This window comes from Streptomyces sp. NPDC007084 (assembly GCF_040703595.1).
Taxonomy (GTDB): Bacteria; Actinomycetota; Actinomycetes; order Streptomycetales; family Streptomycetaceae; genus Streptomyces.
Genome location: NZ_JBEYFY010000046.1, coordinates 24,072 through 50,663, shown reverse-complemented (window position 1 = coordinate 50,663; position 26,592 = coordinate 24,072). Strand labels below are relative to the sequence as shown.

Annotated in this window: 20 protein-coding genes and 1 pseudogene; 10 read left to right on the top strand and 11 right to left on the bottom strand. The window is 74.0% G+C overall.

The window, feature by feature from the left end; translation table 11 throughout:
• A pseudogene (locus tag AB0912_RS27675) lies at positions 1-859 on the bottom strand (hypothetical protein); the annotation flags it as partial.
• A 456-nt stretch (positions 860-1,315) separates the two neighbouring features.
• On the opposite strand from AB0912_RS27675, the gene AB0912_RS27670 reads away from it, so the two are divergent.
• Complete coding sequence (locus tag AB0912_RS27670; protein WP_366704424.1) at positions 1,316-2,566, top strand: M14 family zinc carboxypeptidase; 1,251 nt, start codon at positions 1,316-1,318, stop codon at positions 2,564-2,566.
• 209 nt (positions 2,567-2,775) lie between these two features.
• Here the strand turns inward: AB0912_RS27670 and AB0912_RS27665 are convergent, their stop codons facing one another.
• The gene (locus AB0912_RS27665; protein WP_366704422.1) at positions 2,776-3,327 is read right to left on the bottom strand and encodes an FHA domain-containing protein; all 552 of its coding nucleotides are present in this window, start codon (positions 3,325-3,327) and stop codon (positions 2,776-2,778) included.
• 214 nt (positions 3,328-3,541) lie between these two features.
• Between AB0912_RS27665 and treZ the strand changes: the two genes are divergently transcribed.
• Positions 3,542-5,287 (top strand): malto-oligosyltrehalose trehalohydrolase, encoded by a 1,746-nt coding sequence (gene treZ, locus AB0912_RS27660; RefSeq protein ID WP_366704420.1) that lies wholly within the window; start codon positions 3,542-3,544, stop codon positions 5,285-5,287.
• Between the two features lie 249 nt (positions 5,288-5,536).
• Here treZ and AB0912_RS27655 read toward each other — a convergent pair whose 3' ends face one another.
• The 5 genes from AB0912_RS27655 to AB0912_RS27635 all read right to left on the bottom strand — a co-directional run bounded on the left by AB0912_RS27655 (position 5,537) and on the right by AB0912_RS27635 (position 12,546).
• Positions 5,537-6,490, bottom strand: coding sequence for an aminoglycoside phosphotransferase family protein (locus tag AB0912_RS27655; RefSeq protein WP_366704418.1), 954 nt, complete (start codon positions 6,488-6,490; stop codon positions 5,537-5,539).
• A gap of 63 nt (positions 6,491-6,553) precedes the next feature.
• Positions 6,554-7,672, bottom strand: coding sequence for an aminopeptidase P family protein (locus tag AB0912_RS27650; RefSeq protein WP_366704416.1), 1,119 nt, complete (start codon positions 7,670-7,672; stop codon positions 6,554-6,556).
• Positions 7,673-8,025: 353 nt separating this feature from the next.
• Entirely contained in the window at positions 8,026-8,676 is a 651-nt protein-coding gene (locus tag AB0912_RS27645) for a PDZ domain-containing protein (protein WP_366704414.1), read from the bottom strand.
• 291 nt (positions 8,677-8,967) lie between these two features.
• Complete coding sequence (gene cyc2, locus AB0912_RS27640; RefSeq protein WP_366704412.1) at positions 8,968-11,145, bottom strand: germacradienol/geosmin synthase Cyc2; 2,178 nt, start codon at positions 11,143-11,145, stop codon at positions 8,968-8,970.
• A gap of 204 nt (positions 11,146-11,349) precedes the next feature.
• Positions 11,350-12,546 carry a damage-control phosphatase ARMT1 family protein gene (locus tag AB0912_RS27635; protein WP_366704410.1) on the bottom strand — a complete coding sequence of 399 codons (1,197 nt, stop codon included), beginning with the start codon at positions 12,544-12,546 and terminating at the stop codon, positions 11,350-11,352.
• Between the two features lie 269 nt (positions 12,547-12,815).
• Here AB0912_RS27635 and AB0912_RS27630 point away from each other — a divergent pair, with 269 nt between their 5' ends.
• Positions 12,816-13,769: a lytic polysaccharide monooxygenase gene (locus tag AB0912_RS27630; RefSeq protein ID WP_366704408.1), complete on the top strand. Its 954-nt coding sequence runs from the start codon at positions 12,816-12,818 to the stop codon at positions 13,767-13,769.
• Positions 13,770-13,966: 197 nt separating this feature from the next.
• The gene (locus AB0912_RS27625; protein WP_366704406.1) at positions 13,967-14,836 is read left to right on the top strand and encodes a LysR family transcriptional regulator; all 870 of its coding nucleotides are present in this window, start codon (positions 13,967-13,969) and stop codon (positions 14,834-14,836) included.
• A gap of 68 nt (positions 14,837-14,904) precedes the next feature.
• Here the strand turns inward: AB0912_RS27625 and AB0912_RS27620 are convergent, their stop codons facing one another.
• Positions 14,905-16,386 carry a DUF3533 domain-containing protein gene (locus AB0912_RS27620; RefSeq protein ID WP_366704404.1) on the bottom strand — a complete coding sequence of 494 codons (1,482 nt, stop codon included), beginning with the start codon at positions 16,384-16,386 and terminating at the stop codon, positions 14,905-14,907.
• A 274-nt stretch (positions 16,387-16,660) separates the two neighbouring features.
• Here AB0912_RS27620 and AB0912_RS27615 point away from each other — a divergent pair, with 274 nt between their 5' ends.
• The 6 genes from AB0912_RS27615 (at position 16,661) to AB0912_RS27590 (ending at position 23,961) form a co-directional block, all read left to right on the top strand.
• Entirely contained in the window at positions 16,661-17,218 is a 558-nt protein-coding gene (locus AB0912_RS27615; protein ID WP_366704402.1) for a toxin-antitoxin system, toxin component, read from the top strand.
• A gap of 3 nt (positions 17,219-17,221) precedes the next feature.
• A complete protein-coding gene (locus AB0912_RS27610; protein ID WP_366704400.1) occupies positions 17,222-18,421 on the top strand; it encodes an MAB_1171c family putative transporter in 1,200 nt (399 codons plus the stop codon).
• A gap of 59 nt (positions 18,422-18,480) precedes the next feature.
• Positions 18,481-19,710, top strand: coding sequence for an MAB_1171c family putative transporter (locus AB0912_RS27605; protein WP_366704398.1), 1,230 nt, complete (start codon positions 18,481-18,483; stop codon positions 19,708-19,710).
• A gap of 485 nt (positions 19,711-20,195) precedes the next feature.
• Positions 20,196-21,593 carry an FAD-dependent monooxygenase gene (locus AB0912_RS27600; RefSeq protein WP_366704396.1) on the top strand — a complete coding sequence of 466 codons (1,398 nt, stop codon included), beginning with the start codon at positions 20,196-20,198 and terminating at the stop codon, positions 21,591-21,593.
• A gap of 527 nt (positions 21,594-22,120) precedes the next feature.
• Entirely contained in the window at positions 22,121-23,251 is a 1,131-nt protein-coding gene (locus tag AB0912_RS27595; protein ID WP_366704394.1) for a lysylphosphatidylglycerol synthase transmembrane domain-containing protein, read from the top strand.
• Between the two features lie 101 nt (positions 23,252-23,352).
• The gene (locus tag AB0912_RS27590) at positions 23,353-23,961 is read left to right on the top strand and encodes a DUF4328 domain-containing protein (RefSeq protein WP_366704392.1); all 609 of its coding nucleotides are present in this window, start codon (positions 23,353-23,355) and stop codon (positions 23,959-23,961) included.
• Between the two features lie 70 nt (positions 23,962-24,031).
• Here the strand turns inward: AB0912_RS27590 and msrB are convergent, their stop codons facing one another.
• From msrB to AB0912_RS27575, 3 genes are all read right to left on the bottom strand, one after another.
• Positions 24,032-24,439: a peptide-methionine (R)-S-oxide reductase MsrB gene (msrB, locus tag AB0912_RS27585; protein WP_366704430.1), complete on the bottom strand. Its 408-nt coding sequence runs from the start codon at positions 24,437-24,439 to the stop codon at positions 24,032-24,034.
• A 45-nt stretch (positions 24,440-24,484) separates the two neighbouring features.
• Entirely contained in the window at positions 24,485-25,873 is a 1,389-nt protein-coding gene (gene murC / locus AB0912_RS27580; RefSeq protein WP_366704389.1) for a UDP-N-acetylmuramate--L-alanine ligase, read from the bottom strand.
• A 187-nt stretch (positions 25,874-26,060) separates the two neighbouring features.
• Positions 26,061-26,534: an indole-3-glycerol phosphate synthase gene (locus AB0912_RS27575; RefSeq protein ID WP_366704387.1), complete on the bottom strand. Its 474-nt coding sequence runs from the start codon at positions 26,532-26,534 to the stop codon at positions 26,061-26,063.
• Positions 26,535-26,592 lie beyond the last annotated feature (58 nt).

The following is a 26,592-nucleotide window of genomic DNA, read 5'->3' as shown; positions in this document are numbered from 1 at the left end:
GCCGGTCCTCCGGCACCAACGACAAGGCCGGCGCCCCGCAGAACCTGATGCGCTGGACGCTGACTAGCGGCCGCCCGTCGGCGCGGGCCGCGCACAGCACGGACAGCGGGTCGTCGCCGGGGTGCGCCCGGCGGCGGGCGATGTGCGGGCCGAGCAGGGCCGTCAGGGCGGGGCGGGGTCCCCCGAAGTGGTCGAGGCCCGCACGGCACAGGGCGTGCACGCGCGCGGTGGACTCGATGGGCAGCCCGAGAGCGGCGACGACCGCCGCGGTGGGCAGCCACTGGCAGAACTCGGCGACGAGATCGGCCTCCTGACGCGCCAGGAGACGGCGCGCCAGCACGTACGCCGCCCGCTCCACTCCGGCGGCGAGGGCCGCGGGCACCCGGTCCTGGAACACCTTGAAGGCGCCCTCCAGGCGGGCGGGCACGGGCCCGGGCTCTGGGGCGCCGAACCTCGGATCGGCCAGCACGGCACGCACGTCCTCGTACCGGCTGACCAGCCAGGCACCGAACGGCGCGTCGTAAAGGAGGGGGTGGCGGCGGCGCAGGGTGCGGTAGAGCGGGTACGGGTCCCGCGCGACACCGGGGTCGAGGAGGCTCGGCGGGGTGAGGGCGGGCGACGGGGTGAGCGGGGGCGTGTACGGGGTTTCGCGCGCGGGGTGGGGCGGCGCCGGCGCGGTGTCCGCGATGGGGCCCGGCGTCGGGGCGGACGGGGTCACGGCGGGCGGGGAGGGCAGGCGCGAGTCGGTCGGCGGCCGGCCCGCCCGCGGCGCGCGGGTCGGCGGGCAGGTGACTGTGGGTGGGGCGGCCCGCAGCGCCGCCGGGGCGCCCTCGCCGGGAAGGCCGTGTGGACAGAGCACGGCGGGCCTCCATCTCGGGTCTGCGCGCCGGACCCGCGCGCGGGCTGCCCCCAGCGGACCACCGCGCACGCCGGGGCGCAGTTCACGTACACCCGTACGAGTGGTCCGCGTGTCGTGTCCCTGGGCGGGAAGGGCGGGGGGGTAGGCGTCGTGAAGGCGGGCCGGGTGCCCGTTCCGCCGTCCCCGCGCCCCTGCCGTAACCGCTCTCCGGAGACGGGCCGCCGCGCCGGGCCGGTACGCGCTCCCGAGCGAGCCGGAGCACACACCCCGGCGAACCCTTGGGCACCCCCGGGCCACCCGGTGCGCGCAGCCGAGCGGCCCCGTCCGTTTCCTGGTGCGGCCCACGGCCGGGAGAAGTGCTGCCGGGTGCCCTCTGGCGTCGGTCCGGCAAATCGTTGACAGTTCTCCAAGAGCGTGGAGTACTGCCGAGAGCGACGCAGGGCGGACCAGTCGGGGGTGAGTCACCTGCCGGAGTTGCGCTACCCCAGTGTGACCGAAATCGTCACGTCCGCACGGGCGTTGGCGTCCCACCGTCCGGACCTGTGCGTCCTGAGACAGGTGGGGGTCTCCCGTGGGGGACGACCCCTCCACCTGCTGTCGGTCGGACACGCGAGGCGCGCCGTCCTCGTCGTGGCGGGCGCCCACGCCAACGAGCCGACCGGCGGTTCGACCCTGCTGCACCTGGCCGAACGGGCGCTGCACCAGAGGGAGTTGCGCAGGGACACCTCATGGCACTTCCTGCTCTGCGCGGACCCGGACGGAGCGAGCCTGCATGTGACGCCCGCCCCGCGCACCCTGCTCGAATACCACCTGGGCTTCTTCCGTCCGGCGGGCCCCGAGCAGCCGGAGTGGTCGCCGTCCGTCCTGCCGCCCGACCGGCTGCCGCCGGAGACCCGCGCGCTGACCCGGGTCATCGACGAACTGCGCCCCTACCTCCAGGCGACCCTGCACGGAACCGATCTGGGCGGTAGCTGGGTGCAGTTGACCAAGGACATCCCGGGGCTCGCGGAGCCGTTCGCCAAGTCGGCGGCCGAGCTGCACATCCCGGTCGAGACGGCCGCGTCGGACGCGGCGGGGTGGCCGGCCTCCGGCCCCGGGGTGCATGTGATGCCGGCGCCGGGCTCGGACACGGCGTACCCGAGCATGCCGGACGACGCCCGGCACAGCACCTGGTACCACGCCCACCGCTACGGCGGTCTGACCGCGGTGGTGGAAGTGCCGATGTGGGCGAGCGACCTGGTGGACGATCCGGCGCCGCACCCCGATCCGGCCGCGGCGCTGCGGCGGTTGGCCCGCAGGCTGCTCACCGACGCGCTCCAGGTGGAGGCGGTGCTCGCGCGGGCGGCGCCCCGGCTGCCCGGTCCCGACGGTCCGCTGCTGCGGGCCGCGAAGTGGGCGCTGGAGCTGGTGCCGGGCCTGGCCGGGGACTGGTCGCAGGCGCCTCCGCCGGACACGACGCGGGCCTATGTGGGCAGCGTCGACGCGTTCGGGCGGCGCCTGCCGCTGCGGGCCGCGTCGATGCTGCTGCGGGTGCTCCAGGAGGCCGGCGACCGCGAGGCGCCCCTGCTGGAGGATCTCGTCGCCGCCTGGAGCGAGGCCTTCGCCTTGCGGTTCCGGGCGCGCTGGGTGCCGCTGGAGAACCAGGTCGAGCACCAGGCCCGTACGGTCGTCGCGGCGGCCCGCCACGCGAGGGAGAGGGCCGCCTGACGCGCGGGGGCCGTCACCGCAGGCCCGAAGCCGGCTCCCCGGCCGGCCGGAACGGAGGGAATGCCGGTCAGCCGGAACGCGGCGCGCCCCGGCCAGTTGGAACCGAGGGCGTCCGGGCCAGTTGGAACCGAGGGCGTCCGGGCCAGTTGGAACGGAGACCGGTCGCGACGGCGGGCGTCAGGTCGGCCGCCGGGGCCGACGGCGCCCGGTCAGTCCGAGGCGAGGCGGAACAGCATGCGGCCGAAGCCGACCTGGTCGCCGTCCTGGACGACGGAGACGCCGATGACACGGCGTCCGTTGACGGTCGTGCCGTTGGTGGAGCCGAGGTCGCGCAGCACCCACACCCCGCTCTGTCGGCTCAGTTCGGCGTGGACGCGGGAGACCGTCTCGTGGTTGAGGCGCAGCCCGCTGGCCGGGTCGCGGCCTATCCGCAGCGGGTACGGGCTGCCGGGGTTGGGGAGCTGGAGCTTGGGGAGCCGCTCGGCCTGCCAGGCCCTGCGCAGCCGGACGGTGAAGCCGGAGACGGCCTCCACGGTCCCGAAGACCGCCTTGGACCAGCGGCTCTCGGTGGGCAGGTCGGCGGTGAGCACGGCGAGTTCGTCGGACCGCCGGGCGGCCAGCGCCAGTTCCATACGGCGGATGAACGTGTCGTGCGAGAGACGCCCGAGGGCGACGCCGTCACGGAGCGACTTGAGCGCCCGGTCGCGCTCCGCGTCGGACAGCCGCGCGGGGTACGTGTGGAACTCGAAGGACGACGTCACGTTCGTGATTGTCGGTCAGCGAGGACGGCGTGTCCAGAAAATCCGTGAAGGGCCGGGGCGGTCGACGGGCACCGGCCCGGGCGGCCGGCGGACGGGACGCGCGCGCCCAATGGGCGAGGGACACGCGGCAAAAGGGTGGATCGGAAAGCGAATTGATCTCGTGTGGCGCACCATGGACGGACTGGGTCACGCTGAGCCGACAAGGGAGAACTCTGTGCGATTCGAGGTGTGGGCACCGCAGGCCGACCGGCTGACACTGCACTGCGCGGACGTCACGCGCGCGATGGAGCGCGATCCCGGCCGTCCGGGCTGGTGGACGGCCGAGGCGGACGCGCGGGACGGGACACGGTACGGCTTCGCGGTGGACGAGGGTCCCGTACTGCCCGATCCGCGCTCCCGCCGGCAGCCGGACGGCCCCGACGGGCTGAGCGCGGTGGTCGACCAGGAACAGTACGCGTGGCGGGCCGAATGGTCCGGGCGGGCGCTGCCGGGCGCGGTCCTCTACGAGCTGCACGTGGGGACGTACACACGCGAGGGCACGCTGGACGCGGCGGCCGACCGGCTGGAGCATCTGGCCGAACTGGGCGTCACACACGTGGAGTTGATGCCGCTGTGCCCGTTCCCGGGCCGGCACGGCTGGGGGTACGAGGGTGTCTCCCTGTGGGCCGTGCACGAACCGTACGGCGGCCCGGAGGCGCTGAAGCGCTTTGTCGACCGGGCGCACGAACTCGGTCTGGGCGTCGTCCTGGACGTCGTGCACAACCACCTCGGGCCGTCCGGGAACTATCTGCCCGCGTTCGGGCCCTACTTCACCGACACCCACCAGACGCCGTGGGGCTCGGCGGTGAACCTCGACGCGCCCGGCTCGGACGAGGTGCGCGACTATTTCGTGGGCAGCGCGCTGGCGTGGCTGCGCGACTACCGGCTCGACGGGCTGCGCCTGGACGCGGTGCACGCGCTGAAGGACACCCGCGCGCTGCACTTCCTGGAGGAGCTGTCGGCGGCGGTGGACGCGCTCGGCGGCGAGCTGGGCCGGCCGCTGTTCCTGATCGGCGAGTCGGACCTGAACGACCCGCGGCTCATCACCGCCCGCGAGGATGGCGGCCTCGGTCTCGACGCCCAGTGGAACGACGACTTCCACCACGCCCTGCACACCACGCTGACCGGCGAGGGACAGGGCTACTACGCGGACTTCGCGCGGGCCCCGCTCACCGCGCTGAGCAAGACGCTCACCTCGGGCTACTTCCACAACGGCACGTACTCCAGTTTCCGGGGCCGGCGTCACGGGCGGCCCATCGACCGCGCGCGGGTCTCGGCGCAGCGCCTCCTCGGCTACGCGCAGACCCACGACCAGATCGGCAACCGCGCCCAGGGCGACCGGCTCTCGGCCTCCCTCTCCCCCGGGCTGCTGGCCTGCGCGGCGGCGCTGACGCTGACCGCGCCGTTCACGCCGATGCTGTTCATGGGCGAGGAGTGGGGCGCGAGTACGCCGTGGCAGTTCTTCACCGACCACACCGATCCCGAGCTGGCGGAGGCCGTACGGCGGGGCAGGCGGCGGGAGTTCGCGGCGCACGGCTGGGCGGAGGAGGACGTACCGGACCCGCAGGACCCGGCGACCCGGGACCGCTCCTGCCTGGACTGGTCGGAGCCCGAGGCGCCCGCCCACGCGCGGCTGCTGGCCTGGCACCGCGAGCTGATCGCGCTGCGCCACCGCCAGGCCGACCTGTCGGACCCCGATCTCGCCGCGGTCCGGGTGGCCCACGATCCGGAGGCGCGCTGGCTGGCCGTGCGGCGCGGTGACGTCCGGGTGGCGGTGAACCTGTCGAAGGACCCGGCGGTGATCCCGCTCGGTGTCCGCCGGGGGCGGGTGCTGGCGTCCTGGGACCCGGTCGCGGGAGCGCTCACGGACGGCGTGCTGAACGTGCCGGGCGAGTCGTGCGTGGTGCTCACCCAGGCGTGAGGCGCCTCGGGGGGAGGCGGGCGGGACGGGCGGGCCGGGCGGAGCCGTCGGTCTCGGTGGCGGAACAGGCGTCCTCGGTAGCGGAACAGGCGTCGGTGTCGGCGTCGACTCCGGCACCCGCGTCGGCCTCCGCATCGGCGTCGTCATCGGCACCGGCGTCCGTGTCGGCCTCGGCACCAGCTCCGCACCGCACCGGCACCGGCACCGGCGTCCGTGTCGGCACCGGCACCGGCACCGGCACCGGCACTCCTAGGGTGATTCGTCCGGCCCGTCCCGCAGGTCCGTCACCCGCTCCAGCAGGATGGGCTCCCAGGCGCGCCGCAACCGCGCCTCCAGGAGCGGCACGGGCTCCTCGTTCCCGTCGTGGAGGCGGTCGGCGAGACGTACGACGGTGTCGCAGCGGGCCAGCCACAGCCCGCGCAGGCAGGGGCGGGCGCCGTAGCCGGCGAGGGTGGCGGCTCGTACGGCGGCGGGGGCGCCGACGGCGACGGCGAGCCCGGCGATGTCCTCGGCCGGGTCGCCGACCACCGCGCCGCCCCAGCCGAGGACGCCCCGCAGGCGCCCGCCGGCGCCGGTCACGAGGTGGTCGCCCCGCAGGCCGTGATGGACGAGGAACGCGGCGCCCGGCTGCGCGGCGAGCTGGACGGCGGCGGACTCCGCGAGCTGGTCGAGCCGTGCCGGGTCGAACTCCTCGGCGGGCAGCCGTTTCGCGGCGCGCACCGCGGCGGCCCGCAGGGTGTTCAGGGACCGCGGCCGGGCCTGCGGCACACCGAGCGTCCCGGCCTGGCGTACGGGCACCTCGCGCAGCCCGGTCAGCAGGCCCGCCAGGTCGGCTTCCCCGGCGGCCGAGACGTCCTGCTCCTCGCCGGTGCCGCCGGGCAGCCGGGTGTCGAGGGTGTAGGCGAGGCCGCTCGCCCACTCGCCGTGCGCGACGCTCACCGGGATCTGCACCCCGAGGTGCGGGCGGACCAGGTCGCGCAGCCGCAGCTCGCGGCGCTGCCGTACGGAGGCCTCGCGGTCCCCGGCGAGACGCAGTACATGGCGTGCGCCGACCCACCAGGTGAGTTGCCCGCCCTCCCCCGTGACGGGCCGCACCTCGGGTCCCGGGCCGGCGGCGCCGTCGTCGGCGAGCACCGAGCGGACCAGTCGGCCGACGGTGTCCCGGGTGGGGGTCGGAGTGGGGGTCGGGGTCGGTTGACTCATGGGCGCGCCCTTGTCGTCCGGGGGCGGGGGCGAAGCGGTCGCCGCGCGGTCGGTGCGTCCACGTCAGCCGACGATCACCATCTCGCGGGAGGTGTTGTTGAGCCGGCGTCCGCCGTCCTCCGTCACCGTGACGATGTCCTCGATGCGGACGCCGAAACGGCCCGGCAGGTAGATGCCGGGTTCGACGGAGAAGCACATGCCGGGGACCAGCGGCTGTTCCTCGCCCTCGACCATGTACGGCGGTTCGTGGGTGGTGACGCCGATGCCGTGTCCGGTGCGGTGGATGAAGTACTCGCCGTATCCGGCGTCCTCGATGACGGCGCGGGCGGCCCGGTCGATGTCCTGGCAGGCGGCTCCCGGGCGCACCGCGCGGAAGCCGGCCTCCTGGGCGGCGCGCACGATGTCGTGCACCGCGCGCTCCTCTTCGTCCGGCTCGCCGACGTGGACGGTGCGGGAGGTGTCGGAGCCGTAGCCGTCCTTGAGGCCGCCGAAGTCCAGGACGACCATGTCGCCGTGTTCGATGACCCGTTCGTCGGCCTCGTGGTGCGGGTTGGCGCCGTTCGGCCCGGAGGCGACGATGGTGAAGTCGACCTGGGAGTGTCCGAAGCGGCGCAGCAGGCCGGCCAGCTCGGTGGAGACCTCCGACTCCCTGCGGCCGCCGAAGGTGACCTCGCGGATCTCCTCGAAGGCGGCGTCGGCCGCGGCTCCGGCCGCCGCGAGCCGTTCCAGTTCCGCGGCGTCCTTGACGGCCCGGAGCATCGGCAGTACCTCGGTGAGCGCGGCGTACCGGGTGTCGGGGAGCCGTTTCTGGAGGCCGAGCAGGTGCAGGGCCCAGCCGTTGTCGCTGATGCCGAAGCGGCCCGCCGGGTCCAGGAGGGGCGCCGCCGCCTCGTAGGGGTCCGTGCCGTCGGTCCAGTCGTGCAGGGTCAGCGCGGGCGCGCCGGCCGACTTGGCCGCGTCGGGCGCCTCCAGGGTGGGCACGACGAGCGCCGGGTCCTGCCCGGCCCTGAGCACCAGCAGGGTGAGCCGCTCCGTCTCGACCGGGCGGTACCCGGTCAGCCACACCAGGTCGGGGCCCGGCGCCACCAGGACGCCGTCCAGGCCGGCATCTGCCGCGGCTCGGGCGGCACGGTCCATACGGGCCTCGTAGTCGGCGGCGGTGAAGGGGGCGGGGTCGGGCATCGGTGCCTCCGGGTGTGCGGAGTTCCCCGTAGGGCTACGGGCAGCATCCTCCCTCTCCGCCGGGGCGGGCGCGAGCCGATACGCCCGGCCCGTCGCCCCAGCCACGCGGCGCGGGCGGCCGGACGTGCGGGGTGGGCAGCCGGAGCTGCGGGGCGGGCCACGCGGGAGGGGCGGGTGTCCAGGCGACTTCGGCGGGGGCCGGGGGCGGGGGCCGAGGCCGGGGCCCGGGAGCCGGGGGACCATTGGCAGGAGGGCAGGGGGTAGGGGGCAGGGGCCAGGTGCCGGGCACGGGCCATGCCGGGCAGGGGCAGGGGCGAAGTCGGGGCCGGGCCCGCTCCGGGCCCGGGGGCCGCTCACGTCACGATGCCCGGGATCGCCGAGAGGTGGGCGCGGGTGCCGTTCGTGTGGCGGACGCCCAGGGGGATGCCCTCGCCGGGGCGGGCCGTGGTGATCGCGTGGGCCAGGTCGGACGCCGACTTGATGGTGGTCCCGGCGACGGAGAACAGGATGTCGCCACGGACCAAGCCGGCGGTGTAGCCGGGGCCGGGCTGGTGTACGCCGACGAGCAGGGCGCCCGCGCCGTCGGGGGCGTCGACGGCCTCGATGCCGAGCGTGGCCCGCGCCGGGCCGTCGGGAGCCTTCCCCGGCGGGACGGGGGCGGCGCTGCCGGAGGCCGTCGCCGTGGTGGTGCCGCCCGGCCGCGGTGCCGCGGAGGCGCCTGCCCGACCGGGGCCCCCGGAGGGGCCGTGCGCCTCCCCGGCCGCCGCGGCCTGCTTCTGCATCGCCGCCAGCTTGCTCATGCCGATGACCGTCGCGCCCACCGTCCCGAGCCCCACCCCGGACAGCACCAGCACCACCCCGACGAAGAGGCTGAACACCAGCGTGACCAGTCGTCGGCCACGGCGCCGTGCCGCGTGCGGTCGCCGGACTGCGCCGACGGGACGCTCCCCGGTGCCCGGTTCCTGCCCGGGCATCGGCTTGGGACGCAACGCGGTCTGTTCCATGGGGTCGCCTCCGGCGGATGCTCTGCGGATCGCCTGCGGCTTCTGCCCTACCCCGCGCTCCACCGCGCGAAGGTTCCCTAACGAGTGAGACTGACGCGCCCGTTCGAGAGACCGCTCGGCCGGCGGACAGGCGCGCGGACATGCCGGAGAGCGGTACGGGCGCCCCGGTTCGTACCGGACCACCCGCACCGCCGAACCCGGCCGGTCACCCCGGCGGCCACACCTCCGGCCGCCACACCTCCGGCCGCCACACCGGCAACCGCGTTCCGTGGCGGCTCAGGAGACGGCCGCTCAGAGCGCGACAGGCTCCGCCTGCCAGGCGAACGGCAGCCGGGGAGTCTGGTCGGGTACGAACCCGTGCGCCCGCCGGGCCAGGTCCGCCGCGCCGTAACGGTGGCAGTCCTGATGCCACTTCAGGATGCCGGCCAGCCAGTTCCGCAACTGGCCCACATAGCCCTCCATGATCCCGCGCACCTCCTCCGAGAGCTTGAAGTCCTCGAACAAGATGGGGAATTCATGGGCGGCGACATGCTGGAACTGCTCCATCCGCTGGGTCATCAGGTCATGGATGATGCCGAGCCCGGTCGGATAGTCGACGCCGAAGAAGTTCTGCACGACGAGGATGCCGTTGTGCACCTCCCCCTCGTACTCGATCTCCTTCTGGTACGAGAACACGTCGTTCAGGAGCATCGCGTAGTCCATCGCCGCGTTCTCCAGCGAGCGGACCGGGCCGCTGCGGTACACCTCCGGCGGGACGGCGGGCCCGTGACCGAGGCGGCACAGGCCCATGGTCAGCTCGGAGCCGAAGGTGGCCCGGCGCATCTCCAGATAGTCGATCGGGTCCGGGACACGGTTCTGGATCTGGTTCGACAGCTCCCACAGCCAGCTCTCGGTCATCACGTCCACCGACGCGCGCACGCTCCGCCGCGCCTCCGGGGTCATCTCCGCGGTGGTCCGCCGCCACAGGTCGATCAGGCCCCGCTCCATGGCGTTGACCGGTACGGGGACCTCCTCGCCGTCGATGGGCATGCAGGCCGACAGCCGCGCGGTGGTCAGCTTGGCGGCGGCCAGGTCGCGGCGGTTGCCGAAGAGCAGCGGGTAGTAGTCGTCGCCGTACGTCCCCCAGGCCAGCCACTGTGAACTGAGGTCGAGCGCCTCGGGCGTGGCGTCGGGATGGATGCCGGCCGCGCACAGCGGCAGGTCGTAGGCGATGAGTTTGTCCTCGTCCCAGACGCCCTCCTGGAGCATGCCCGTGCCGTACATCCAGCCGGTCAGCCGCTCACGGGCACCGGCGAGGTGCGGACTGAGGGTGACCTCGAACGGCATGTGGAAGTCGGGGAGTTGCGAGGGTCCGACCTTCTGGAACGGCACGTGGGTGTAGGCGCGCAGCCGCTCGGCGCCGGCCGCGGAGAGCAGGCCCGGCACATCCGCGGCGGAGGTGCCGAAGCCGCCCGGGGCGAAGGGCCGCGGCTCGTCGGTGGCGCCCTGGTTCATATAGCGGCTGGAGCGCATGTGCCACTCGTGGCCGCCGGACTGCCAGTCCTGAAGTCCCTGGGTGTAGGCGGCGACCGCGGCGACCTCGGGCGGGGTGAGTCCCTTCTCGGCGGCCAGCGCGGGGACTTCGGTGAGGGCCGTGTGCTCGAACTGGTGGAGCCGCGAGGTGAGGATGTCGTTGACGGTCTCGGCGGCCTGCTGGGTCGTGCAGCCGAAGAAGGTCTCCAGGACGAGGACGCCGTTGCTGAGTTCGCCCTCGTCCTCGACCTCGCGCTGGTAGGAGAAGAGGTCGTTGCGCAGATGGACGCCGTCGGAGAACGTCTCCATCAGGACGCGCAGCGGCCTGGACTCGGCGACGGACGCCGGGACTTCGGCGGTCGCGTACTCGACGAGACCGGCGGACCAGGGCGCGCCGCCGACCTTGCGGCGCATCTCGATGTACTCGACGGGGTTGGAGACCCGCCCTTCGTTGATGTTGGACAGCTCCCACATCGACTCGTTCAGCAGGTGCTCGGTGGAGACGGCGAACCGGCGCCGCCAGTCCTCCGTCATCGCGGGCACGGTGCGCGCCCACAGGTCGGCGAGGCCCGCCTCGACGGGGTTCTCCGGCTCCGGTACGGGAGTCGACAGGTCGAGCGGCATGAAGAGCGGCAGCCGGTCCAGATAGGCCTTGCCGCCCTCGCGGTCCTGGGTGCGTTTGAACGTCTCCAGGAAGTGGTCGTCGAAGAAGAACACCCACACGTACCAGTCGGTGATCAGGGACAGGGCCGGTCCGTCGCAGTCGGGGTGGGTGTACGCGCACAACAGGCCGTAGTCGTGCGCGTCGAGGTCGGACTGCTCCCAGATGCCGGAGCCTTCCAGCATGCCCATTCCGCGGGCCCACTCGACGGTGTGGGCACGCGCCTCGTCCAGGTGCGGGTTCAGCCGGGCGGTGTACGGCATGTAGAAGTGCGGGAGTTCGAACGGCTGCGTCATGGCCGGGCCCTACCCATGGCCCCGGACGGACATCCGCGGGCCGGGACATGATCACACCATCGCGTGAACCGGCGCGAAAGCCGCACGCGGCGCCCCGTTTTCCGGTCTCGGAGGGGGGAAATCGCCCAGGTCCAAGCGCCGCGTCCGGCGTGGGGGCCGGCACGGCGTCCGACCACGCGACCGGCACCGCGCCAAGTGCCGTGTCTAGCGCCGCACTTGGATCAGCGCGTGCGTCCCCCCGGTGCGCCAGCGGTCGTCCTCGGCGGCGTCCAGGGCCGCTTCGGTGGCGGAGTCGAGCCCGACGACGACATCGGACTTGAGGGTCCGCAGCGCCGCCACCGGCCCGGGGAAGTAGGCGGTGACGTCCGCGAAGGGGGTGGTCGCCGGGTGCAGCCGGTCGCCGATCAGGCGGCGGTAGTTGAGGTCGCCCTTCAGCACGGTCACCTCGGCCGCGGCGAACTCCCGCCGCAGGTCCTCGGGCAGTTCGGTGTACGGGAGCGGGGCGCAGGCGAAGGGGTGGGCGCGCAGGGTGAGCCGGCCGTCGGCGAGGGCGGCCCGGAGCCGCTGTCCGGCCTCGCCCGCCGCGCCCTTGGCCGAGGTGAGCCGGCCCAGGGCGTCGAGGACGTCGGCGGTGGTGGCGTCGGAGACGTAGTACGGGGACGGCTTGAGGTGCAGGACGGCGCGGCCGGCGCGGCCGTACCGGAGCAGGTGGTCGATCAGCAGCAGGTCGGGAAGGAGTTCGCGGCCGGCGTTGTCCGCGACCAGGCAGAGCGTGCCGCCGGTGAACAGGGATCGCAGCGTCTCGGTGTCGTCGGCGACGAGCGGGGTGTCGGCGGCGGCCTCGCCCGCGCCGGCCTGGAGCCGGAAGCCGAGGTCGGCGCGGTTGCCCCACAGGGAGCCGTGCAGCAGGGCCGGTTCGCGCTCCTCGGCGGGGCGGGCGGCGAGGTCGTCCAGCGCGGCGAGTTCCTCGTCGGTCTCCGGGGTGTCCAGCTCGGCGAGCTTGAAGGGCCGGAAGGGGTCGATGCCCTGCCAGGGGCCGGGGATGAAGTAGCCGACGGCTTCGAGGAGTTGGCGGTAGAAGTAGCTCTCGGACCAGAGGAAGGGCACGTCGAACCAGGACCGGCCGTAGTACGCCCGCCCGCCCCAGGCGTCCCAGCGGGTGCGGTCCGCCGCCGTGGCCGGCAGCGGTTCGATCACGCCCTCGGAACTGTTCGTGAGCAGGTCGGCGAGCGCCCGGCGCTGCTCGGGGCCGTACGGGGTGGCGTCCGCCACCTTCTCGATGAGCGCCGGATGCCGTTCGGCCAGCACGCTCCAGGGGAACGAGCCGCGCACCGAGGAGACGACCACCGGAGCGTCGTCGGGGGCGGCGGCGGAGGGGGCGGTGGCGTCGGGTTCGGGCATGGCGTTCACCGTACCGGCCGGGCGGGACGGTCCCAGGGGGCGGGCGCGCGTCGGGCGGGTCGCCCGTGTCGTAGGACTGCGCCGCAATGGCCCCCCGGGCGGGCGTCGGGCCGCCGCTCCCCCGGAGGTCCCGGCGGCGGCCCGGAGACGTCCGCGCCCGGTGTGAACGGACGGCGCGGCGGGCCCGTACTTCACGGTGCCCCGCGCGGAAGCCGGCCCGGCCGCGCGCGGGGTACGCCGCTTCGCCGACGCTTCGAGGAGACCTCCGGATGACCGCCTCCCGCACCGCCACCGCGGCCGCTGTCGCCCTGGCGGCCCCGCTGCTCCTCACCACGTGGGCCGCGGGCCCCGCGTCGGCGCACGGCGCCCCGACCTCGCCGGTCAGCCGGGTGTTCGCGTGCTCGCCCGAGGGCGGCGGCCTGAGCCGTACGGACGCCTGCCGGGCCGCGGTCGCCGCCAACGGAGCGCCGTTCACCGCGTGGGACAACCTGCGGGTGGCCGGGGTGAACGGCCGGGACCGCTCGGTGATCCCGGACGGCGAACTGTGCAGCGGGGGCCTGCCCGCCTACAAGGGGCTCGACCTGGCGCGCGCCGACTTCCCGTCCACGCGGCTGGTGCCCGGCGCGTCCTTCACCCTCGCCTACAGCTCCACGATCCCGCACACGGGCACCTTCAAGCTCTTCCTGACGAAGCCGGGTTACGACCCGACGCGCCCTCTGCGGTGGTCGGACCTGCCGGCGCGGCCGTTCGCGACGGCCACCGACCCGGCGCTGGTCGACGGCGCCTACCGCATCCGGGCGAAGCTGCCGTCCGACCGCACCGGCCGCCAGATGCTGTTCACGATCTGGCAGAACACCAGCACGACCGACACGTACTACTCGTGCTCGGACGTGGTGCTCTCCGGAGCGCGCGCGGCGGCCACCCCGACCCGGAGCGCGGCTCCGCCGAAGAGCACGGGTGCGGCGCCCGGCGCACGGGTCACGCACTCCCACGCGGCGCCCTCGGTGTCGTCGACGCCCCGCAGGACCGCGACGCCCACACCGTCGGACTCGCCCTCCCGGGTGACCACGTCACCCACCGAGTCGGCCGGCACCGACCGTCTGGTGCCCGCCGCCGACAGCACCTCGGGCGGCGGCGGGGCCACACTCCCGCTGGTCGCCGGGGGCGCGGCGGCGCTGCTGCTCACCGGCGGAGTCGCCGTCACCCTGCGCCGCCGACGCTGAACCCGCGTCCCGTAGGTCCCGTACGCCGCAGACCGCACACGTCGGGCTCCGCGCCGCGGGGGACTCGGGGACCTGAGGGACTCGGGGGCTCGCGAATGATCACCATCTGCGACAATCGAGACCGTACGTGATCTCGGCCGGAGATGGGCCGGGAGGGACCGCCGGTTCGCCGGCGGCCGGCCGCTTCGGGAGTGGTGATGGATCTGCGGCAGATGGAGGTCGTGGTCGCGGTGGCCGAGGAGGGCGGGTTCACCGCGGCGGCCCGGCGGCTGCACGTGGTGCAGTCCGCCGTGTCGAGCACGGTCCGCGCGCTGGAACGGGAGCTGGGGACACCGCTGTTCGACCGCACCACCCACCGGGTGTCCCTGACCCCGGCCGGTGAGGCGTTCGTCCCGGCGGCCCGCGCGGCGCTGCGGGCGGCCGAACAGGCCCGGGCGGCCGTCGACCTGGCGCGCGGGCAGCTCCGCGGAACGCTGACCGTCGGCACCATGCAGGGTGTCTGGGCCGATCTGCACAAGCCGCTGGCCGCGCTGCGCGCCGAGCATCCGGGGATCGTGGTGCGGCTGCGGCAGGCGGCGGTGGTCGACATCCGGCAGGCGTTGCGCGAGGGCACGGTGGACCTCGCGGTGGTGGCGCTCGACCGGCAGCAGCAGCGCGGTCTGGTGACCCGGCTGCTCTCCCGCGAGGAGATGGTGCTGGTGTCCGCCCCGCGCCGGGCCGTCGCCGGGTCCGGCCCCGACGGCACGGTCACGCTCGCCGAGGCGGCCGGGCTGCCGCTCGTGGACTTCGTGCCGGGCTGGGCGATCCGCCTCTCGGTGGACCGGGCGTTCCGGGCCGCCGCGCTGGAACGGGAGACAACCTTCGAGGTCAACGACATCGTGGCGGCGGCCGAACTCGTCCGCAACGACCTGGGCGTCTGTGTGATGCCCGCCTCGATCGCCGCGCGGTTCCCCGACCTCGTCACCCGCGCCTTCGACCGGCACGCGCCGCACTGGAAGGTCATGGTGGTCCGCCCGCGCGGCGAGGCCCCGCCGGTGGTCGCCGCGCTGCTCCGCCACATGACCTGAGCACCGGTCGGGCCCGCTGACCGCCGGGGCCGGTCGGGCCGCCTGGCCGGAGGACAGCGGAGGACAGCTCAGGCTTCCTGGTCGGACGGGTAGGGCTGCGGGGTCAGCCGGTGCAGCCCCTTGCGGTCGTAGTAGCGGGTCATCGCGAAGCCGAAGAGGAGACCCACCGCGGCGCCGACGCCGATCATCGTCCAGGCGCGGTCGAGGCCGGCGTCGGCCCGCGCGTCGAAGAAGAGGATGGCGCGCACCCCGTCGCTGAGCTGCCGCATCGGCTCGAAGATCGAGAGGAAGCGGTAGAAGCCGGGGACGGCCTGGAGCGGCACGGTGGCCCCCGAGGACGGCAGGCCCAGCACGATGAACACGAACATGGACACGAGCTGCCCGATCCCGCCGAACGCCGCGTTGATGGCCTGCACGCCGAGGCCCACGGCGAGGCTCGCGCAGTACGAGTAGATCCACAGCAGCGGCAGATGGGTGGCGTCCATGCCGAGGATCGCGACGGTGGCCAGCATGATCAGGGAGACCGTCAGCAGGGTGATCCCGGCGGTCATGCCCATCTTCAGGAGCAGCGTCTGCGTGCGGTTGATCGGCACGGTGGGCCGGCGGGTGTGCCAGGGCCCGATCTCGCTGTCGGTGTACCCGAGGGCGGTGTCGACGCCGGTGCTGATGAGGTTGGCGCCGAGGAATCCGGCGAGCACGAGGAGCAGGGTGTAGTAGAAGGCGCTGAGTCCGAGACCGCTGCGGCTGCCGATGGGGTGTCCGACCCGGGTGACGACCTGGACGGGCTCGGCGAGGAGCAGCCGAGTGGTGGCGTCGGCCTTCGCGGTGGCGGGGGCCGCGGTGAGCTGTTTGCCGATGGTGGCCGAGGCCTGCTGCGCGGCGGCGGTGGTGATCCGGCCGGCGAGGGACGAACCGAGGCTGCCCATACCGGGGTTGGTGAGCACCGTCAGGGTGGGCCGGGTGGTGGCGTTCGCCGTGGTCAGCGCGGCGAGCGAGTCGGTGAAGTCCCTGGGGACCTCCAGGGCGCCGTAGATCTTCCCGGAGGCGAGTTCGTCGCGCGCCTCGGCCGGGGTCAGCCGGCGCCAGTCGACCGTGCCGGACGTGCCGTCGGAGACGATGGCCGTGGTGATCTGGGTGCCGATGTTCTGGTGCTGGCCGGGGAGCGGCTTGCCAAGGTCCGCGTTGACGAGGCCGATCGGCAGGTCGCTCAGGTGCTGCTCCGGCTTGACGATGCCGCCCATGTAGAGCAGCGACAGGAGCAGGGCGAGCAGCGCGGTCAGCACGGCGGGGAAGAGCCAGATCTTGGGCCGCCGCAGCAACACCCCGGCCCGCGCCCCACCCGAGGCCCCGCCGGCCCCGCCACCGGCGCCCGCCCCGCCTCTCGCGCCGGGCCCCCTTCCCCCGCCGGAACCGTCTCCCGCGCCGGGGCCGTCTCCCCCGGGGCCGCCGGCGGCCCCGCCTCCGCCGAGGGCGTCGGCCGGGTCCCTGACGGCGTCACCACCGCCGGTGGTGTCGCCGTGGTCCTTCGGGTGCTTGCTGTCGGCGTCCATGCTTCTCCATAGGGTCCGGGGGCGCGGGACCGTCGGGGGCGCGGCCCGGCCGGGCAGCCGGGGGCCGCGGGTCAGGCCAGGATCGGGGGTCACCGGTCGCCAGGGGCGCAGACGCGCCGACCGACGGGTTGACGGCCGCGATAACCTGACGGGCATTCGGACGTCGTTCACGCTCACGGGCGCGGCCGTCCGCCGACGGTACGACGGAGACCGGGACGGAACGCCCGGCCCAGGTCTCGCGGCCCTGCCACACCTCACGTTCCCGGGGAGAAACGTGCGCAAAGGAAAGGCGATGCGGCGCCTGGTCGACACGTTGGCCGAGGAGGTCCGGCTGCCGGTGCCCACCACCCCGGACGCGCTGTTCGGCGAACTGATCCGCGCGGTGGGCAAGTTGACGGGGCGTGAGCTGGAGCTGGTGAAAGAGCGGTTCCCATACGGGACCGCCAGCGGGCTGTGGCTGGACCTGCCCGACCGGGACGTCGTCGTGGTGGAGCAACGGGCCACTCCGCTGCACCAGTTGGCGATCTTCTTCCACGAGGTCTGGCATCTGGAGACGGGCACCTGCGGCGCCCATCTCGTCGGCCGTCCCGTGGCGGCCCGCATGCTGTCGACCCGCCCGGACCTCCCCCAACTGGCCGAGACGGTGCGGCGGGTGGCCGCACGCTCCGACTTCAGCCGGTCCGAGGAGGCGGACGCCGAGCGGTTCGGACTGCTCGCGGTCACCCGGTTCCGTATATGGCTGGAGGGCGAGGACGACGGGACGTCAGCGGACCTCGGCGAGATCGCGGGACGGATCGGCGCCTCGCTCGGAAGCCGTCGCCGGCAGGTCTGAGCCGTGGAATCCTCGGACTACTACATACCGGCGATCGCGCTGTGGGCCTGCCTCGCCATCCGTCTTCCGGGGCTGCTGAGGGACTGGCGGGACCCGCTGGTCCGCTCGGTCGGCCTGGTGGTCGCGCTCGGCGGAGCCGGATTCGTGTTCGCCGCGCCGCCGACCATCGCCGCGGTGAACACCGTCAGCGGGGTCCCCAACGCGTCCTCGCTGCTCGTCTACGTCATCATCTCCGCGTTCAGCGTGTCCTGCCTGCTGCTCATCGTGCACTGGCGGGGCGGGCCCCCCGCGTACGTACGGCGGGTCTCGCGGCGCTGGCGGATCGCCTACCTGCTGGTCATCGCCGCCCTGGTCACGCTGTTCGCCCTCGGTGACGCGCCGGAGGAACGCCGCACCGACTTCGACACGCACTACGCTTCGCAGCCCTTCATCGCCGAGATGATCGTGCTCTACCTGGTCGCCCACATCACCGCCGCCGTCGTCACCACGGCACTGTGCTGGCGCTGGTCGCTCCAGGTCCACGGCTGGCTGCGGGCCGGCCTGGTGGTGCTGTGCGCCGGCTGGCTGCTGAACCTGTCGTTCAGCTCCCTCAAGCTCGCCGCGGTGAGCGCCCGTTGGGCGGGTCACGACTGGGACACGCTCAGCACTACGTTCTCCCCGCTCGTCTCCGCCGTGGCGGCGCCCTGCGCCACGGTGGGTTTCCTCCTGCCGCTGGTCGGCCCGCGGGCCGCCGCCTCCGTCCGCGCCGTCGCCGCCTGCCACCGGCTCGGAACACTGTGGCGGGAACTCGGCGGCGCCGCCTGCGGTACGGAACTCGCGGGCCCCGTCTCCTGGTACGCCTCGCCGCACGTCCGCCTCACCCGGCGCGAGGCGGGCATCCAGGACGGTCTGAGCCTGATCCGGCCGTACCTCGACGACGCCGTGCGGACCCGTGCGGTGGCGGCGGCCGAGGCGGCCGGGGCCTTGGCGGGCGAGGCCGCGCTCGCGGGGGACGCCGCGATGGTCCACTCCGCCGTACACGCCAGACGGGAGGGCCGCCCCGGAGCGGCCAGCGTGGCCCCGGACGCCTCCGTCGCGGCCCTGCGCGCGGACCTGCCGGGCCTGTCCCGCGCGCTGCGTGCCCGGCCCGCGCGGGCGGTCCGCCCCAGGCCGGCCCCACCGTCTCCGGCGACCGCCCGGGACGGCGAGAGGACCCGCACATGACGCCGGCCTTCCCCCGCCGCGGCCCGTGGGCGGGCCTGTGGACGAGAGGGCGCTGAGCGGTGGACAGCGGAGTCATCTTCTACGTTCCCGGTGTCGCGCTGCTCACCGTGCTGACGCTCAAGGCCCGTTCCCTGAAGGACACTTGGCGCGATCCGCTGATCGCGTCCAGCAACGCCATCCTGCTGATCGGCGCACTGGTGTGCGTGCTGTCCGCGCCGCCCACGATCACCGTCGTGAACGCGGCCACCGGGATCGCCAACTTCTCGGCCCCGCTCGTGTACTGCGGCATGACGGCGCTCAGCGCCGGATACCTCGTCCTGATGACCGCCTGGCGGGGCGGGCCGCGGCACCGGCTCGAACAGCGCGTTCTGCTGATCGGCGCGGCATCCGCGCTGGTCGTCTCCGGGATCCTGGTCCTGTTCGCCCTCGCGGACGTACCCGTCGAACGCACCCGGGACCTGGACACCTACTACGCCGGCACCCCGTACATGCGCGAGATGATCCTGCTCTACCTGGCGTTCCACACCGTGGCCAGCCTGCTCCTGACGGGCATGTGCCTCAGTTGGGTCCGCGTGGTGACCGGCATCACGCGGACCGGCCTCGTGCTCGTCGTCATCGGCGCCTGCTTCGACCTCTCCTTCCAGGCGGCCAAGTACGCCGCGCTGGGGGCCCGTTGGAACGGGCGGGACTGGGACTTCCTCAGCACCGACGTGTCGCCCCCGCTGGTCGCGACGGCGGGTATCTTCGTCGCGACCGGGTTCGCGCTGCCCCGGCTCGGGCCGTCCCTCGCGGACACGCTGCGGGCGCGGCGCCGCTGCCGCATGCTGAAGCCGCTGTGGGCGGAGGTACGCGGGCTGCCGGCCCCGGACGGCGCGGCCGTTCCGTGGTGGACGCCTCCCACCGTCCGGCTGACCCGGCAGGAGATCGCGATCCTGGACGGAGTCCTGGCCTGCGGGCCCTATCTGGACCCCACGGTGCGCGACAGCGCCTACGCGGAGGCGCTCAGGCAGCCGGTGGCGGGCCGCTCCGCCCGGGCGCGGCGGGGCACCGCCGTGCGGTTGACGCCCCTGGAACAGGCGACGGTGGTGGCGGACGCGGCCATGCTCGCCGCCGCCCGGGCGCGGATGGCCGGCGGCCGGCACGAGCCGTGCGAGGCCGACCGGGCGGGGATGCTGGACAGCATGGAGAAGCCGCATCTGCGGGTCGGCCTCGCCCAGGCGCTGCGGTCCTCACCCGTCGTCGCCGCCGCCCGCCGTCGGGCCGCCCCGCAGGACGCGCCCAGGAACTGACGGACCGCTCGGAACCGACGGACCCCTCGGAGCCGACGGACCCCTCGGAACCGACGGACCCCTCGGAACCGACGGACCCCTCGGAACCGATGACCCCCTCGGGATCGACCGACCCCTCGGGATCGACCCGGGCATCGGAGCGACGACGGACGCCGCTCGGCGCGGGGCGTGCCCCCGCCGGGCCGCACGGGGGGGCGGAGAAGGCCGACCACTCGTTGCGGAATCGATTCCTCACGTAGTGTTCGACTGCCGTGCCGGCGCCGGCGGACCCAAGTCCGTTTCCCCGGTGGTGATTCCGGCGCGTACGCCGCCCGCCAGGCCCGACCACGAACCGGACCGGGCCGGGGGCCGAACGCCGGCGCACCGCGGGGCGGGGTCGGCAAGGCGGGACCGACCGGCAGGCGTGGACCGGCCGGGACCGTCCCGCGCACCGACCGCCCGAGACAACCGCGGCCGCACGGCCGCCAGAGAGGGTGTTTCCGCCGATGTCTGAACGCAGGCCCGGTCACCGGCCCACCGCCGTGGTGATCGGTGGGGGTATGACCGGAATGCTCGCGGCCACCGTGCTCGCCGGCTTCGGGGACGTCACGGTCGTCGAGACGGACACGCTTCCCGAACAGCCCGCCCCGCGCCGGGGGTTGCCCCAGGCCCGGCACGCCCATGTGCTGTGGTCGGGCGGGGTCAAGGCGCTCGAACAGCTGCTGCCCGGCATCACGGACCGGCTGCTGGAACGCGGGGCGCGGCGCGTGCCGGTCATGTCCGGCATGGTCAGCAAGGCACCGTCCGGGCAGTGGTTCCGCCGGTTCGAGCCCGCCCGTCACGTGAACATCGTGTGCTCGCGCGACCTGCTCGACGCGACGATACGCGCCGAGGTCCTGCGGCGGCCCGGCGTCACCGTGCGGTCGGGCGCCGAGGCCGTCGGACTGGAGGGCACCGCCGACCGGGTGACCGGGGTCCGGACCCGGGACACGACAGGCGAGGACACGCTCGCCGCGGACTTCGTCGTGGACGCAAGCGGACGCGGCAGCCGGGCACCGGCGTGGCTCTCCGGGCTGGGCCTCCCGGCCGTCGACGAGCGCGTCGTCGACGCCGGTGTGGGCTACGCCAGCCGGATCTACCAGCCCCCGGCCTCCACGCTGGACGACTTCCCCATCGTCAACATCCAGGCCGAACCGACCAACCCGCCGGGCAGGGGCGGCATCATCCTGCCCATCGAGAACGGCCAGTGGCTGGTCACGCTCGCGGGCACGCGCGGCGGCCGGCCGGAACGGGACAACGAGGCGTTCGTGCCCTTCGCGGCGTCGCTCGCCCACCCGGTCATCGGCGAACTCCTCACCCGCGCCAAGCCGGTCACCGACGTCGTCACGACGCACAGCACCGCCAACAAGCGCCGCTACTTCGAGAAACTGGACCGCTGGCCGGCCGGCTTCGCCGTGCTCGGGGACGCCGTCGCCGGATACAACCCGGTGTACGGGCACGGTCTGACCGCCGCGGCCCAGAGCGTCGTCGCGATGGGCGAGGTGTTGGGCCGCCACGATCCCGGCGCGGCGAGGACCGCCCGGCTGGTGCAGCGCGCGGCGGCCCGTCCGGTGGGGCAGGCCTGGGATCTCGCCGTGGGACAGGACGCCTTCTATCCCGGCGCCGCCGAGCAGGCGCCGTCCCGCGCGGAACGCCTGATGGCCGCCTTCATCGACCGGGCGGTGGACGCCGGAGCCCGCAATCCGCATGCCCTGCGCGCCCTGTTGGACGTGATGAGCATGGAGCGGCCACCCACCCGGCTCCTCGCCCCCGACATGCTCTGGCGGGTGCTCTTCGGCCCCAAGAAGCCCCTCCTGGACGGCCCGCCACTGACGGACAGCGAGCGCAAGTCGGTCGGCCTCTGAAGGGACCGCGAACTCGCGTACGGTGCCGGGGACTTATCGGCATGGGCTTACACCGAAAGGGACTTACGAGCGGTGAGGCTTACGGTGCCGGCGTGGCCCGGTAAGCGGTGAGGCCTACGGTGCCGCCGTGGCCCGGTAAGCGGTGAGTTCAGCGTCCCGGGGAGCACGGGGCACGGAAGGCGCGGCGGCGTCGGTGGGCCGGGGACAGCCCGCCGCCGCGCCCTCCACACTCCGGCGTCCCGGGCCCCCGCGCTGTCCGTCAACTCCCCACCCCGCCACAGCCCCCGGTGCCACCACATCCCACCGCGCCGCAGTCCCCGGTGCCCCCCACCCCGCCGCAGTCGCCGGTGTCACAACATCCCACCGCGCCGCCGCCCCTCCCACCGTGTCGCCCACAAGCCAAACCCCCTTCCTCTCCCGGACGCATGGCCGTCACACCGCACGGGAACGTTTCCTCCGTCCCCGTTGCAGCGCCTTGGATCCGTCCGTCCGCATGGCGGGCGTGACGCGGAAGGACGACGTGCGCCGTGTCCCTGCTTCCGCTCGACTCCCTCCCCGCAGCAGCCCCGTCGACCCCGGCGGCCCCAACGGCTCCCCCGGACCCCACGGTCACCTCACGCCGGTCGACCGCTCCAGCCCCTCCAGAACCTCCAGCACCTGCGACCACCGCACCCCCCACTGCCCCCGCCCCGGCTCTCGCCCCCACCCCCGACTGCCTCACCCCCCTCCCCCGCCTCACCCGTCTCGCGATGGCCCTGCTGCCGCTCCTGCTGATCGGGGTGTGGGCGGTACTGGACTGGCAGAGGATGCGGGACGGAGTCCTCCGGCTGGGCGCCGCGGACCCCTGGTGGCTGCTGGCCGGTGTCCTGTTCACCGCCCTCGGCTGGGTGGCCGCCGCGTGCATACGCCAGGGCGCCCTTCCGGAACGGCTGCCGCCCGGCCCGCTGCTGGCGTCGCAGTTCGCCGCCGGCGCCGCCAACCAGGTCCTGCCGGCCGGGATCGGCGCCCACGCGGTGACCCTGCGCTTCCTGCGCGGCCAGGGTGTCCCGCTGGCCCGCGCCACGGCCTCGGTCGCCCTCTACTCGCTGGTCAAGCCGCTGGCGAAGATGCCGGTGCTGGTCGCCTTCCTGGTGGCGTCCGAGGACACCCGCAGGCTGGGCCGGTTCGCGCCGGACCGCTGGACACTGGTGCCCGCCGCGGGCAGCGTGGCGGCCGGGCTCGTCGTCGTGCTGGCGGTGCCGGCGATCGTGCGTCCGGTCCGCCGGCCGGTGCTCGGCTTCCTGCGCACGGCGCTGACCGACATCCGGATCCTGCACACCCGGCCGAGCCGGGTCCTGGCCCTCTGGGGCGGATCCGCCGCGGCGCCGCTGCTCCAGGGGAGCGTGGTGGCGTCGGTCGGGTTCTCGCTCGGACTTCCGCTGTCCTGGACGCAGGTGATGCTCGCGCTGCTGGTCGCCAGTACCGCCGCGGGTGCGGTGCCGGCGCCCGGCGGCATCGGTCCCATGGACGCGGCCCTGGTGTTCACCATGGTCACGCTGGGCGCGCCGGTGAGTGTGTCGACGGCCACCGTGATCGGCTATCGCGTGCTGACGGTCTGGGTGCCGTTGCTTCCCGGCACGCTGGTGCTGTCGGCGTTGGTGCACCGCAAGGTTCTGTGACGGCGGTTGTGGCCGTATGATCCGATCCGCGTGATCCAGTGCGCCGCCCTGTCCGGGCATTCGTCGCGGCCCGTGCCGCCAGAGAGAAGCAGGTCGGCCACGTGACCGATGTCGGCGTCAACGCCCCCTGGAAGCTTGCCCGTTGGGCGCAGGCGGCGATAGCCGTGGCCGTCGTGGCGGATGTGTTCCGCGCGACCGCCTTCCAAGCCCACGCCGTGGATCCGGGCGCCGGAACCCTGCGCACGTCGGGGCAGGCCTCGCTGGTGTTCTTCTACGCGACGGCGGCGGCGGCCGCGCTCTTCCTAGTGTGGTTCACCCGGGTCCGCCGCAACGCCCAGGTGATCAGCGGCAACCCGGCCCTCGCGGCCGGCGCCTGGCCGGTGGTCGCCTGGTTCGTGCCGCTCGTGAACCTGGTGCTGCCGCGCCGGTTCGTCCTCGACATCCTGCGGGCGAGCACCGGCGGGGTGAAGCCGGGGCGCGACGAGAGACTGGTGAACGCCTGGTGGGGCGCGTGGGCCGGACACGCGCTGCTGGTGGGCATCGCCCAGGAGGCCGCCCCGGCGTCGCTCCCCCTCCTCGTCCTGGGAGGGGCCCTCATGGCGACCGCCGGAATCCTCGCGATCCAGATGATCCAACGCCTGACACAACTCCAGCCGGCCTCTCAGCCGGCCCCGACGACACCGTCCCCACTCCAGCCCGACCCCATGTGACCGGACCGTGCGCCCTGGGCGGCACCACCCAGCCGGTCCCTGGGCGAGCGGTGCCGCCCAGGGTCTTGGCTCAGCCCTCCTCCGGCGTCAACCGCAGCGAGATGCTGTTGATGCAGTACCGCTGGTCCGTCGGGGTCGGGTAGCCCTCGCCCTCGAAGACGTGGCCGAGGTGGGAGCCGCAGCGGGCGCAGCGGACCTCCGTGCGGACCATGCCGTGGGAGCGGTCCTCGATCAGTTCGACGGCGTCGGTGTCCTTCGGGTCGTAGAAGGACGGCCAGCCGCAGTGCGACTCGAACTTCTCCGTCGAGGTGAACAGCTCCGCACCGCAGGCGCGGCAGGAGTAGACGCCCTTCGTCTTGGTGTCGGTGTACTCACCCCGGAACGCGGGCTCGGTACCGGCCTGGCGGAGCACCGCGTATTCGGCCGGGGTCAGCTCCGCGCGCCACTCTTCGTCCGGCTTTTCGACGTCGTACGACATGTTGCTCAACCCCTTGCGTTCCGGGAGGCTCACTGGGAGCCGCTCCTACTCGGACAGGCGGGCGAGGATCTCCGGTCCGAGATCCGTCACGTCACCCGCGCCCATGGTGAGAACGAGATCACCGGGCTTCGCCATTCCCGCGACGGCCGACGGCACGTCCGCCTTGTCGTGGACCGGGGTCACGTCCGCGCCGGCTGCCCGCGCGGCCTGGAGGATCAGTTCGCTGGTGACGCCCGGGATCGGGTCCTCGCGGGCCGGGTAGATGTCGAGGAGCACCGAGGCGTCCGCGAGGGCCAGCGCCTCGCCCATCTCCTTGCCCAGCTCCTGGGTACGGGAGAACAGGTGCGGCTGGAAGACGACGAGGATGCGGCCCGAGGTGCCGGCGCGCATGGCCTCCAGGTCGGCCGTCATCTCGGTGGGGTGGTGCGCGTAGGAGTCGACGACCTGGACGCCGGCCGCCTCGCCCTTGAGCTGGAGGCGGCGCTTCACGCCGGTGTAGGAGGCGAGCGCGGGGGCCAGCTCGGTCGCCGGGATGCCGAGGGCGACACCGGCCGCGAGGGCGGCCACCGCGTTGTGCGCGTAGTGCCGGCCGGGGACGGAGACGGTGAAGGTCAGCTCGGCGCCGTCCAGCAGGACGGTCACCTCGCTGGTCAGCCCGCGCGGCACGACGGACAGCACCCGGACGTCGGCGTCGTCCGCGTCGCCGTACGTCACCACGGTCACGTCACCGCCCCGGACGCGGCGGGTCAGCTCGCGGGCGCCCTCGTGGTCCGAGGAGACCACCAGCGTGCCGCCCTCCGTGACGCGGTCCACGAAGGTCTCGAAGGACTCGTAGATCTCGTCCATGGAGGCGTAGTTGGCGTGGTGGTCGAGTTCGACGTTGAGGACGATCGCGACCTCGGGCGCGTACTTGTGGAAGCTGCGGTCCGATTCGTCGGCCTCGGCGACGAAGATCTCGCCGTCGCCGTGCAGGGCGTTCGAGCCGGGGGCGTCGAGATCGCCGCCGATGGCGTACGACGGGGAGAGGCCGAGCGAGGAGAGCGAGACGGCGAGCATCGACGTGGTGGTCGTCTTGCCGTGGGTGCCCGCCACCGCGATCGGGCGCAGCCCGTCCATCAGGCGGGCGAGGGCGTCCGATCGGTGGACGACCGGGATGCCCAGCTCGGCGGCGCGGGCCAGCTCCGGGTTGTCGGCGCGGATCGCGGAGGAGACGACGACACAGCTCGCGTCGGGGGCGAGGTGGCCGGCCGCGTGACCGATGTGGACGGTGGCGCCGAGCGCGCGCAGGGCCTCGGCGGTGGCGGAGTCCTTCGCGTCGCTGCCCGCGACCCGGGCCCCGCGCTGGGCGAGGATCTTCGCGATGCCCGACATCCCGGCGCCGCCGATGCCGATGAAGTGCGGTCGGTCCATCGCGGTAGGAAGGCCGGGTGCCATGCGTGTTTCTCCCCAAGATCCGGTACGAAGGTGGGCGCGCCCTCCGTGGAGAACGCGCCCCCAGCCTATGGGGTGCGGCCGGCCACGCCCCACAAGGGACACCGGCGCCGCCCCCCGGTCCTTCCGTGCGGGGCCCGGCCCCGCACGGCGGTCGGTGTCCGGCCCGGCCGCCGCGCGGCGCGCGCCCTCACGCCTTGCTGTGCGAGAACAGCTTCAGCACCGGCACCCCCACCTTGTGGCGCGCCTTGGACGCCCAGTCGCGGTGGAAGAACTCCTCCACGTAGTGGGGGTCGGTGAGCACGATGACCTCGTCGGCCTTCACCTCGTCGACCAGGTCCTTCAGCGCGTCGAGCGGGTGATCCTCGATGAGCCGTCCCTCGGCCTCGCTGCCGGACGCCCGCAGGGCCACCAGCGACACCTCCAGCGCCCGCTCCCCCTGGCTCGCGGCGGCCTCGCCCTCCGGGGTCTCGCCCTCGCGCGCCGCCTCGTCCAGTTCGCCCAGCGCCACGTCGTCGATGGCCCGCAGCAGCCGGTCCGCCTGGTCGCCCCGGGGCTGGAGCAGTACGTGGAAGGCGACCGCCTCGTCACCGTGCAAGGTGGTGACGAACTCCACGTCGGCGGACGTCAGGGCCTTCTCGATCATCAATACGCTTGTGAACACGACAGGCGCCCTTCTCGTCCATGGGCCGTCCCGGCCCCCTGCAAAAACCATCCTGCCC